The following is an 11,403-nucleotide window of genomic DNA, read 5'->3' as shown; positions in this document are numbered from 1 at the left end:
TAGGTCCTGTCTGACAAATCCCGCCTGGCCCGCGTCGCCTGGCACAGGGGGCACCTCCCAGGCCCCCAAGGGCCTGGGGGAACCTCGCTGCACTCCGCTTCGCTCCGTCTCTGCTCTGTTGAGAGACCTGGGAAGCAGAGCTGTCGAGACGCCCAAGTAGCCCCTCCCCAAGCTCTTCGAGCAGGGGATGCCCCAGCGAGGCCGTCCCTCCGCCTTGCGATGCGCCCCCAGCCCTCCCCAAGCTCTTCGAGCAGGGGATACCCCATGGCCGGGAGGTACCCCCTGCACCAGACAACGCGGGCCCAACCGGCGCCATTTGTCAGACAGGACCTAGCAGCTCACCGCGACTGGAGACACTGTGCCTCGCTGATCATTCGAGGTGGCCAGTGCCCGGGTCGAAGCAGTACTCTCCGGCACGCAACCGGTCGAGATAGCGCCGCAGGTAGTCCTCGATCGAAGGCAGAACCGGCCCGGCCGGGCCTGCGTGGACTTCCCAGGAGATGACCTGGCCCACCGTGCCGCGCTCCGCTGGGTCGAGGTCAATGCAGAACAGGTTGCCACCGCCGTCCTGGGCGAAGGGCAGCCAGCCCGGGTGCCACCAAGTGAAGCGCACGTACCCGTTGTCGGCCTCGACCTCCTTCGGCGCCCAGGTGGCAAAGGCGCCTGTGGTGCGCAGTTCCTCCAGCCCCTGCCAGCTGCTCAGCGCGCCGCGCAGAGACAGCCCGTCGTATTCGGCGATGTCCAGCCCATCGGCACCGCCGAACAGGCGCAGGTAAGCCCTGAATCCGGCAGGCAGGCGAACCCCGAGCGCAGCCTCCACGGAGGCGATCTCCGCCGGGTCGGCGCCGCCTCGGGCTGCCTCCAGCCAAGAAGCGGCGGGCGGGGCGTTCACGGCGAACCAGGCGACGATGTCGTCCACGATTCCGGCCAGCCGTCCGGCGCAGGCATCGACCTCGGCATCGTCGCTGAGCGTCGGCGGTCCGGGCAGGACGCCGTGTGGGTGTGTGGCCAGCCACTCGTCCAGCTCGGTCTGGGACCGTGCGAGGCGCACGACGTCCGGGTTGACTGGTTCTATCGCACCGCAGTCCAGCAGTAGCCGGGCTATGTCCTCACGCTGGCCGTGCCGGGCGGCAGACAGCGCGTTGAGCTCACCGTCGTGCGCGCTGGCGTTCAGGTTGGCGCCGGCTTCGAGCAGTCGGCGCGCTACCGCCTCGTGGCCGTAGAAGGCGGCGAGCATAAGGGGAGTCCAGCCGTCCGGGCGTGCCAGGTTCGGGTCCGCGCCGGCGTCGAGGAGAATCGCCACAAGAGAGGCGGGATCGGGAAAGTCCATCGCCAAGGTCAGGGCCGTGCCAGGTTCAATGTCGCCACGCTCGACCAGATTCGGGTCCGCCCCGCCTGCGAGCAAGAACTCGGCGAGACGCCAATGGCCCTCTTGCACCGCGCAGATCAACGCAGTGGTGCCACGTTCGTAGCCGCAGTCGGCATCGACATGCAGCCCGGCATCGAGGAACGCTCGCACGAGCCCGATTTCGCCGCTGTCGGCCGCGGACAGCAGGAACGGGATGCCCTCCTCGTCGCGCGACGCAGGGTCAACGCCCTCGGTGAACAGGCGGACAAGCGCGCCAGCATCGCGCGCGGCGATTGCTTCCGCCAGGGCGGATGTGGGGTCCATCGGAGCATTTTATTTACGGGTCCCGATATTGGCCCTGTCGGGGTACGAGCTCACGTACACATCTAGGTACGGACTCATGTACAGAGCTCGACATGCTCCAACTGGCGTACATGCGGTGGGTGCCGGGGCCGTCCGATCGGGCAGTGTGCGGACCGGGGCGAGCGGTCAAGGGCGCCTGCGGCGGCGCTCCGCGCTGTCCTACGGCCACCCTGGACAGCCGGTCCAACGATCGGCTGGTTATCGGACGGCCCCGAACGAGTGACGCCCGGCCTGCACCGCAGCTCGTACGAGGCTCTGCAGATGAGCTTGTACGCGGCGAGGTTCTTCGCAGTGCAGTGGCGTTTCGCGATCGCCGCGAGTTCATGCGCGGCCACGGTGTTCATGTGGCGGGCGGCCTGGGTGGCGCCGAGGCCGGAGCCGTAGGTGAACGCGGTGACCACATAGCGGGCCAGTGGGTTCTTCAGCTTCGGGTCCGCCCCCGACAACGGGCCGAGGCGATGCCACCAGCCGGTCCAGTGCGCGGCCCTCGCCAGATGCTCCAGGATGCCCCGGGCCGGCAGGCGCTGGTCCAGCTCGGCCTCCAGCACGGCCGCAGAGGCAGTGCGCCCCCGGCCCTGGCGCTGCTTGAGCGAGGGCACCCCCGTGAGGGGGTCGATGGTCAGGTCCGCGTTGTCCGGATATCCGGCATCCACCTGGTCCGCGACCTCGGTGAGCTGCCGCTTCAGGTCGTCGACGAAGGCGCCAGCCGTGTCGGGGAGGCCGGCCTGCTCGCAGAACACGGGGATCTGCGGCTCCACCCGCTCCCAGGGCAAGAGCATCGTCGTCCAGTCACCGAAGTCCTCGGCCCCGACCACCGCGAGGTCCCCGCAGCGCAGCTCCTCGACCAAGTAGGTGAAGACCATGGCCTCGAAATGCCGGCGCACCAACTTCCCCGGGCGGTCCTTCGCATACACCGTCGTGCGCCACTGCGCCGAGGCGAACGACAGGTCCAACGCCCCCGGCTCCGTGGCCTCGCCGCCAGCCGGCGCCGTGGGAGCCACGATCGTGTCAGGGATCAGCTCACAAGTCAGGTGCTGGTGAGCGAGCGCGTGCTGGAGAGCGTTGAGCACACTGCGGTCGCGTAAGGTCGGAACGAAAGTGAGCGTTCGAGCGAGCTTGAACATGGTCGGCCGATCCGGCCGGAAGAACCGATCCACCAGCGGCGTCCAGTTTCCGCCCCGATACGCGGCCAGCGCCTCGATCTCCGCCAACTGGGTGTCGAAGCCGCCACCGGTCTCCACCACCTCGCGGATGCGCTTGACCGCCAGCACATCGCCCAGGCTCACCTGACCAGCCCGGTCAGCGTGCTCATCTACGACATGCTCCTTCAGTACGGTCAGCACGTCCCGGTAGGAGACCAGAAGCTGCTCGGTGGAGGCCTTGTGACGCTGCTCCAGAGCGGCCAGCTCCTCCTGAGCCCGCTTGCCGTGCCGGGCCATCCGCTTGGACAACATGACCACGAACTCGTCCTGCAACCGCGCCCTGGCCTTCGCCACCGTGCACGCCAGCAGCGCGGTCCTGCGCGGCTCGGACACATCCAGCATCTCCCCGACCGACAGCACACGCGCCTGCTCCGCGAACGCACTGACCTTGGCCGCAGCCAATCCTTCCACCCACCGGGTGGCGTCGCCGAAACTGTCGACCAGGTCGACGCGTTCGCCGTGCTGCCGGAACCTGGACCACGTGGCCCGCCGTCCGGGCTCCTTGACCACGTCGAACGGGCTGCGGCGCTCACCGTCCGGCACCACCAGCAGCCCCGCCAGCCGATCCCGGGCCGCTCCCACCCGTGCGGCGATCCCGGCGCAGATCTCGCCCTCCACCCGCGTCCTAACCTGGGCCGCCATCCGGTCCAGCGTCGAGAACCCCGGCAGCTCCAGGCCCGCGCGGACCAACTCCTCCAGCGCCACGTGGATCAGGTCCACCACCGAGGCACGGATCGGCGCGGCCTCCTCCATTACGGCGACGGCGATCTCCCGGGCGCGGGCCGGGTCGTGCAGCAGGCCCAGGCCCGGATCCAGGAGCGGTAGCGCTCCGCGGACCGCCCAGCGGCCGCTGCCAACACATCCTCAGGCAACCCGGCGACGGCACGGACCCGGGCAACGACCCGCTCGGGAACCTGCTCCAGATCGGGGAAGTACCCCAGCCGGGCACAGGACTTCAGCAGCACCAGCAACACGAGAAGTGCCTCCGGGCGCTCGCGAGTCCGCAACCGCGCCCATGCAATCTCAGCCTCACCCGGGTGAAGAACTGCGCCAGCTCGCGCTCGGAGATGATCCGCTTGAACCGCGGATACGCCGTCCGTTCCACCGACGCCACAACCACACCGCCAATCACGTGATCAGCAGCACACTATCTCCGGCTCAGGAGCCTACGCTCATCACGGAGCGCCAACAGAACCGCATGCACCATGCGCAGTTAGATATGACCTTCAGTCACCAAGTGGCGGGTTTCGCGCGTATCTCCTCCGGCCCCCTTGATCACCTCGAAGACCCGGGTGAAGCCGTCCCCGCCGTGCCCCTGGGCGATGGCGCGGTCGGCGAGGGCCTTGACCGCCTCCAGCACGCTGCCGTCCAGGCCGCGGGCCCGGCCGGCGTCGATGATGTGCTCGATGCCGACCGCCTCCATGGCCAGGCTGCCCAGCTCACCCGGGTAGTGCCGGGCGTCCGCCTCCTGGGCGGCGCCGGCCATCAGGGCGGGGAAGATGCCGAGCAGTTCGCGGGCGTGCGGCGCGAAGTCGGCGGCCCGGGCGCCGTTCGAGCCGGCCAGTGCGAAGGCGTGCATCAGGCCGGCCATCGCGGAGTAGAAGAATCCCAGCAGGGCGAGGTCATGCAGGGCGGCGGCGCCCGGGTCCTCCCCCAGGTACCGGCCCTTGCCGCCGAGGGCGGCCAGCGTGCCGGCGTGGGTGTCGTAGACGTTCTTCGGGCCGCTGTAGAGAATGAACCCGTCCGGGGTGCCGATCACCGGCACCGGCACCATGATCGCCCCGTCGAGATAGTCGATGCCGTGTGCCCGCGCCCATCCGGCGGCCTCGGCGGCGCGCTCGGGGGTGTCGGAGGTCAGATTGAGCAGGGTACGGCCGCGCAGCGCGCCGGCCGCCGGCTCCAGGAAGCCGGCGCTCGCCGCGTGGTCCACGACACAGACCACGGTCAACGGTGAGGCGGCGATGGCCTCCTCGGCCGTACGGGTGGCGAACGCCCCACGCGCTGCGAGGGGTTCGGCACGCGCCGGGGTGCGGTTCCACACGGTGACGGTGTGCCCGGCGGCCAGGAAGGCGCCGGCGAGCGCGCTGCCCATGCCGCCCAGGCCGAGGACGGTGACGGCGGTCGGTCTCCGGGTCATCGGGTGGCCTTCTTCGTGAGCAGGGTGGTCAGTGCGGCGGTGTCCTGGTCGCCGAGTCCTTCGGCGACGGCCCGGTGGAGAAGGTCATGCAGCGGAATCATCAGCGCCGGGTCGACGCCCTGTGCGGTACTCGCCTCGATGAGATTCACAAAACCCGTTGCCTGCATCGCCAGATTGGAGGAAGGGCCGCTGAATTCGCCGGCGTCGATCTTCCGGCCCCAGGCAGGAATGGCCGACATCATCGCGGTCAGCCAGGGCAGCAACAGCTCATCGGTGAATTCGGCGGCACTTCCGCCCTCGGACACGGCGAGCGCGGTGGCGTGCAGACAGCCGGCGAACATGCCGTACATTCCGCTGAGCAGCGCGATGTCGTACAGCGCGGCGATGCCCGGGTCCGTACCCAGCCAGCGGGCGGCGCCGAGGAGGTCGAGCGCGGCGCGGTGGTCGTCGAAGGCGGCGCGGTCACCGCTGTAGAGCAGCAGCGAGCCAAGGCGGCCGATCATCGGGGGGACGGCCATGATCCCGCCGTCCAGGTAGCGGGCGCCGCGCCGGGTGGCCCAGTCGGCGAACTCCCGGGCCTGCGCCGGGGTGCTGTTGGTGAGGTTGACCAGGGTCCGGCCGGTCAGCGCGTCGCCGACCGGGCCCAGGGTCGCGTAGGCGGCGGCGTAGTCGAGGACGCAGACCACGACGAGGTCGCCCGCCGTCACCGCCTGCCGGGCGTCGGCCGCCGGGGCCGCGCCGCGTTCCGCCAGGGCGTCCGCCCGGGCCGGGGTGCGATTCCAGATGGTGACCGGATGGCCGCCGTCGAGGAACGCGGTGGCCAGGGCACTTCCCATGGCGCCGAGGCCGAGCACCGTCACCGGGGTGACGGGTGGTGTCCCGCTCACGTATATCGCTCCGCTTCTTGGGTGTTCCGGATGGAAACTGGCGCCATCGGAAAGCCTCGGTCACGCCGGTAGCATCGGCAAGTACCGACTAAAAAGTCAGGTACCTACCTACAGGTCAGTACGGGCGGGGAGCAGTGATGCGGGAACAGCCTTATGTCTGCGGAATTGACGCTGCGGTCGATGTCATCGGCGGAAAGTGGAAGGTGCTCATTCTGTGGGCCCTGAAGGAGGAGAAGCGGCGTTTCGGGGAATTGAAACGGCTGATTCCCGGGGTGAGCGAGAAGGTGCTGATCCAGCAGCTGCGGGAGCTGGAGGCCGATGAGATCGTGCGTCGCGAGGTGTTCCACCAGGTGCCGCCGAAGGTGGAGTACTCGCTGACGGAGCTCGGCGGGTCGCTCAATACGGCGTTGGCCCCGCTGGGGGCCTGGGGGCGGGAGAACATGGCGCACATCGTGGCGATCCGCAGCGAACTGTGCGCGGACAAGGCCGGCCGGGCGGGCGGAAAGACAGCCGGGGCCGGGGGCGGCACGGGGTGATCGTGCCGCCCCCGGCCCCGGCCGGAAGCTGAGGCGGAGCCGGAGCCGGAGGCGGCTCAGTCGCCGATGGTCACCGACTCGATGACGATGTCCTGCACCGGCCGGTCCTGGGGGCTGGTTGCGGTGGTCGCGATGGCGTCCACCACGGCCTTGGACTCCTCGTCGGCGACCTCGCCGAAGATGGTGTGGGCACCGTTCAGGTGCTCCGTGGGGACCACCGTGATGAAGAACTGCGAGCCATTGGTGCCGGTGCCGGCGGGGCCCGGGCCGGCGTTCGCCATCGCCAGCAGATACGGCTGGTCGAAGGTCCGGCCGGAGTCGACCTCGTCCCCGAACTGGTAGCCGGGGCCCCCCATGCCGGTGCCCTGCGGGTCACCGCCCTGGATCATGAAGCCGGCGATCACCCGGTGGAAGATGACGTCCCGGTAGAGCGGCTCACCGTCCTGCTGGCCCTCCCAGGGCAGCGAGCCGTCCGCGAGCCCGGCGAAGTTCGTCACGGCCAGCGGGGCTTCCTCGGGGAACAGCGTCACCGCGATGTCGCCCTCGCTGGTGTGCAGTACGGCGCTGGTGGCGGTGGAGACCTCCGCCCCGGCCGGCCCGGCCAGCGCGGGCGGGGTGTCCTGGCCCAGGTCACCCTGCCCCTCGTCCTGCGTGTCCTGCTCGGCTTGGCCGCCGCCCTGCTCCTGGCCCTGGGAGCCGGTGGGCTCCGCGTCCCCGGATTCGGAGCCACAGGCCGTGATCAGGCCCAGGCACAGCAGCGCGGCGGCCAGTCGCCGGGGGGTGCGGTTCACGATGCAATGCCTTCCGTCCGTGGTCATTCCAGCCTCAACATCATGCACCACACCCGCCCCGCATCACTCGAAAAGGTCACGCCATTCCGGAGCGAGGGCGATGGCCTCCAACTCTTCCATCGTCAGCGGGCTGTCGGGGCGGGTGGTCTCGAACTCCTCACTCCCTTCGGGCGAGTTGATCACCGAGATGTCGATGGACGACCCGTCGTCCAGGGTGACGACCACCGACCAGATGCCCAGCGGGCTGTTCTCGTCCGGGGGCAGCTCGCAGAGCTCCACCTCGACGCCCTCCGCGATCTGTCCATAGGTGCAGGAGGTGTAGTCGTCGTCCTCGGGCAGCCCGTCGCCGTCCGGCTCCCCCACGCCCGCCGGCGGTGTGGTGTCAGCGGGTTCTTCGTCCGAGAACCCGCCCCCGGGGCCGTTCCAGAAGTCGTCGACGGTGGGGTCGTAGGGATCGTTCGCCGTGTAGGGGCCCCACAGCTGGACCATGACATAGGCCGGGCCGTCGCCGTCGTCGACGATCAGACGGACCTCGCCCGGCTCGGCGTCTTCCTGTCCGGTCTCGGTGATCTCCAGCCGCTCCGGAGCCAGCGAACGGAACAGGTCCCGCAGCACCTCGGGCGCCACATTGATCAGTTCGGCGCCGACGAAGAGATCGTCCGGGGCCCCCTGGGTCTCGTCCAGGAGGTCGAAGACCTCCTGCCAGATGGGATCCTGGGCTATCACGGCCAGTTGTTCCGGAACGATGGGTGGCTGGTAACCGTCCGTGTCGGAGATCTCCGACAGGTCCTTGTCCAGACTGACGATGACGGTGCGGATCGAGGGAACGTCCTCGAAGCCGCCGGGGCTCTCCACCACCGTGTTCCAGGACCGGTGTTCGACCGTCTCGCTCTCACCGACATAGTCGTACTTGTTCTGGGAGAGCACCGAACCGTCGGGCAGTTCCTCTTCCTCACACGAGGACTGCGGCTCGTCGGACTCCAGACACCCCGCCATGTCCCGCCAGTCGTCCGTGCCGTACCGCTGAAGCCCCACCCCCAGGCTGATTTCCCCGGGGACGGAGTCCCGCAGCGACAGGCTGATGAACGGATCATCCGTTCCCAGCGGGCTGTCGGCTTCGCTCCGGATGACCTCCACCTCGGCCGGCAGCATCCGGGTCAGCGTCTGGATCATGTCCTGGCTGCTCTCCGGGGCGGCGGCCACCGGCGCGGCCCCGTGCCCACCACCGGACAACTGCACCGCCCCCACCGACAGCAGCGCCACCGACGCGGCGCCCGCCACGATGCCGGCCCGGCGCCGGAACATCCGGGCCTTGCCACGGCGCAGCCCGCCCGCGGCCAGCCGCTCCAGGTCGGGCTCGTAACTCTCGCCGGTCTGCCTCAGCATGGCGCCGAGTTCGTGCTCGAAAGGGGTCTCGTGATCGTGATTCCTTGTCATGGGTGTCTTCTCCTTCGGCCTTACTGCGCGGTCAGTTCAGCGAGACCGGACGCGCCGAGCACGCCTCGGAGCTTCGTCAGTGCCCTGCTACAGCGGGTGCGCACCGCACTGGAGCTGGTGCGCATCATTTCGGCGGTCTGCTCCACACTCAGGTCCTCCCAGAACCGCAGCACCAGCACCGTACGGTCCAGTGGTGCCAGCTGGCCGAGCGCCTGGATCAAGGTGATCCGCAGCGTGGAGTCCCCCTGCGGTGCCGGCTGGTCGGGGAGCGCGAGCGCCGGCTGTTCACCGCTGCTGCGGCGGCGCTTGTAGGTGAGAAAGCAGCGCACCAGAACGGTCTGGGCGTACGCCGCCGGATTGTCTATGCAGCGCTTGCGCTTCCAGGCGGTGTACATCCGGCCGAGCGTCTCCTGGACGAGGTCCTCGGCGAGATGGGTGTCGCCGCTCGTCAGCAGACACGCGGACCGGTACAGCGCACCGCTTCGCCGCATGGCGAAGTCTTGGTACGCCTCCAGATCGCGCTGCTTCATCTGCTTCCCCCTCAACAATCCCCGGGGGCTGCCCCCGCGCTCACTCTTACGACGCGCGAGCAGCCACCGGACGTTACAGGCTTTTTCCGGGGGTGGTAGTGATCGCCGTCACCACCACCCCCGGGTTACCGGACGGATCAGGCGGCGTACGCGGCGAACAGGTCCGCCCACGCGCCGGCGGTGACGATGTCGGTCAGCTGGTCGACGGTGAGCGCGGAGTCGGCGCGCACCGGGTCGTTGTCCCAGTCGGCGACGTTGAACGCGGTGATGTCGAGGCTGGAGCCGTCGGCGTAGTAGATGGCGGCGGACCACATGCCGACCGGGTCCTCGTCGGTGGGCTCGTAGACGCACACGTTCAGCTCGTTGCCGTCATCCAGGATGGTGTGCTCGCAGTTGTAACCCTCGTCGGCAAGGACCTCCTCGGACTCCATGCCGTCGAACTCGACGCTCCCCGCGCCCAGCTCGACCGCGTCGTAGCCGACCTCGTAGCCGGACTCGAAGGAGTCGTCCCACGGGCCGGAGGCGAAGATGTCGACCAGCACCGCGCCGTTGCCGTCGTCGACGAGCAGCGAGGCGTAGTCCACCTCGTCCTCGCCGGCCTCGACGTTGATGATGTCCAGACCCTCGGGGGCCAGCGAACGGAAGGTGTCCTGGAGCTCGAAGGCCGGGATCTGCGGACCGTAGCTCTCCCAGTCGTCCTCGGTGGGCTCACCGTACTCGGCGTCCAGCGCGGCCAGCAGGTCCTGCCACACGTCGGCCTGCGCGAGCGCGGCCAGCTCGTCCTCGTCGAGCACCGGGGCGTAGCTGCCCGCGTCCGCGACCTCGGTGAGGTCCTTGTACTGCGAGACGTAGATGTTACGGCCGCTCTCGCCCTCGAAGTCGGGGTTGCCCGGGCCCTCCAGCCACACGTTCCAGCCGATGGCGTGGTACGCCTCGCCGTCCTCCCACTCCTCGGAGCCGTCGGTCTCGTACTCCCAGGTGTTGACCGAAAGCAGCCGGCCGTCCGACAGCTCCGTCTCGACGCAGTTGCTGAAGGAACCGTCCTCCGAGGCGTCCAGCTCGTCCTCGTCGTCCTGGCAGCCGGCGTATTCGCGCCAGTCACCGGCCGAGCGGGAGACGCCCACGTCGATGGAGGTGGTGCCGCCGGTGTTGTCCTTGACGTCGACGTAGGCGTACGGGTACTCGGTGTCCTGGTAGCCCTCGCCGAACGAATCGGTGACCTCGGTGCCTTCCGGCAGCAGGGCGGTCAGCGCCTCGACGATCTCCTGCTCGGTGGCCGGAGCGCCGGTCCTGTCGGACGCCGCGCTCACGGACGCCGCCCCCATGGTGGTCGCCGCGGCGACGGTGGCGATGGCCGCCGTCAGAGCCGCCCGGCGCCGCCAGCCACGCTTCACGATCTTGCTCATGTCCCTTGACCCCCATCTGAGCCGGCCCCCGGCCGGCGAAAGTGCCTGGCGAGCCGGGGACTTCCCCGTCGTGCTCGCCCTTCACCCATTCGACGCGGTGGGCCCGGCGGGATGTTGCAGCCCGGCTCAGAAGTTTTTTCCGGCCGCCGCCGACGGGGTCCGGGTGGGGGTCCGGGTGGGGGGGTCCGGGTGGCTCAGGACGCCTTGAGCAGCGCGCCTTCCCGCCACTTGAGGACCTTGTCGAAGGTGACCACCGCGCCACCGCCGCCCGGGTGGTTGCCGAACCGGGCCGCGTCCGACAGCGCCTCGATCAGCTTCAGCCCGCGCCCGCCCTGCTCCAGAGTCTGGCTCTCGCGGCGCGGCCCCGGGGGGTCGGCCGGGAAGCCGGGACCGGAGTCGGTGACCTCGATCCGGCACACGTCCCCGTCGATCCAGGCCGTCACCCGGTAGACGGCCGCGTCCCCGCCGCCGTGCTGGACGGCGTTGGCGCAGGCCTCGGAGAGCGCCACGCACAGTTCGTGGGTGATGTCCGCGTCCACCCCCGCCGTCTCCATGGCCCCCAGCAGCAGCCGCCGGGCGAGCGGGACGCTGGACGCCTCCCGCCGCAGTTGCAGTGACCACCAGATGCTCATGCTCCAGCCTCCAGGCCGTGCGCGGATTCCTCCTAGGCATTGCCGGTCGGCGCCGCCCGTAAGCGTGCGAAGGAACCAACAACCCCCATTCAGCGGATGTACCCGGACGCTTACGTCGATATAACGACACCCCG

The 11,403-nt window shown here is 69.5% G+C and carries 10 protein-coding genes and 1 pseudogene; 1 reads left to right on the top strand and 10 read right to left on the bottom strand.

From position 1 onward, the window contains the following. Positions 1-370 precede the first annotated feature (370 nt). The 5 genes and pseudogenes from AC5WRL_RS27480 to AC5WRL_RS27460 all read right to left on the bottom strand — a co-directional run bounded on the left by AC5WRL_RS27480 (position 371) and on the right by AC5WRL_RS27460 (position 5,937). Complete coding sequence (locus AC5WRL_RS27480) at positions 371-1,672, bottom strand: ankyrin repeat domain-containing protein (RefSeq protein WP_496091383.1); 1,302 nt, start codon at positions 1,670-1,672, stop codon at positions 371-373. Positions 1,673-1,746: 74 nt separating this feature from the next. After that, a complete protein-coding gene (locus tag AC5WRL_RS27475) occupies positions 1,747-3,666 on the bottom strand; it encodes a Tn3 family transposase (RefSeq protein WP_496091382.1) in 1,920 nt (639 codons plus the stop codon). Beyond that, positions 3,666-3,941, bottom strand: a pseudogene (locus AC5WRL_RS27470) (hypothetical protein); the annotation flags it as partial. The pseudogene AC5WRL_RS27470 and the gene AC5WRL_RS27475, both read right to left, overlap by 1 nt. A gap of 185 nt (positions 3,942-4,126) precedes the next feature. Beyond that, positions 4,127-5,050 (bottom strand): NAD(P)-dependent oxidoreductase, encoded by a 924-nt coding sequence (locus AC5WRL_RS27465; protein WP_496091381.1) that lies wholly within the window; start codon positions 5,048-5,050, stop codon positions 4,127-4,129. Further along, positions 5,047-5,937, bottom strand: coding sequence for an NAD(P)-dependent oxidoreductase (locus tag AC5WRL_RS27460; protein ID WP_496091380.1), 891 nt, complete (start codon positions 5,935-5,937; stop codon positions 5,047-5,049). Before AC5WRL_RS27460 ends, AC5WRL_RS27465 begins: the two co-directional genes overlap by 4 nt. A 137-nt stretch (positions 5,938-6,074) precedes the next feature. Here AC5WRL_RS27460 and AC5WRL_RS27455 point away from each other — a divergent pair, with 137 nt between their 5' ends. Next, positions 6,075-6,473, top strand: a complete 399-nt coding sequence (locus AC5WRL_RS27455) for a winged helix-turn-helix transcriptional regulator (RefSeq protein ID WP_496091379.1) — start codon at positions 6,075-6,077, stop codon at positions 6,471-6,473. 56 nt (positions 6,474-6,529) lie between these two features. Here the strand turns inward: AC5WRL_RS27455 and AC5WRL_RS27450 are convergent, their stop codons facing one another. The 5 genes from AC5WRL_RS27450 to AC5WRL_RS27430 form a co-directional block, all read right to left on the bottom strand. Beyond that, positions 6,530-7,078, bottom strand: coding sequence for a peptidylprolyl isomerase (locus AC5WRL_RS27450; protein WP_496091385.1), 549 nt, complete (start codon positions 7,076-7,078; stop codon positions 6,530-6,532). Between the two features lie 249 nt (positions 7,079-7,327). Then, positions 7,328-8,701: a hypothetical protein gene (locus AC5WRL_RS27445; protein WP_496091378.1), complete on the bottom strand. Its 1,374-nt coding sequence runs from the start codon at positions 8,699-8,701 to the stop codon at positions 7,328-7,330. A gap of 20 nt (positions 8,702-8,721) precedes the next feature. After that, entirely contained in the window at positions 8,722-9,231 is a 510-nt protein-coding gene (locus tag AC5WRL_RS27440) for a SigE family RNA polymerase sigma factor (protein ID WP_496091377.1), read from the bottom strand. 137 nt (positions 9,232-9,368) lie between these two features. Next, positions 9,369-10,637, bottom strand: coding sequence for a hypothetical protein (locus tag AC5WRL_RS27435; protein ID WP_496091376.1), 1,269 nt, complete (start codon positions 10,635-10,637; stop codon positions 9,369-9,371). A gap of 194 nt (positions 10,638-10,831) precedes the next feature. Beyond that, positions 10,832-11,269, bottom strand: a complete 438-nt coding sequence (locus AC5WRL_RS27430) for an ATP-binding protein (protein WP_496091375.1) — start codon at positions 11,267-11,269, stop codon at positions 10,832-10,834. Positions 11,270-11,403: the final 134 nt, after the last annotated feature.

The sequence above is a fragment of the Streptomyces sp. NTD107 genome, assembly GCF_059510435.1.
This window is presented reverse-complemented; position numbering and strand designations above follow the sequence as displayed.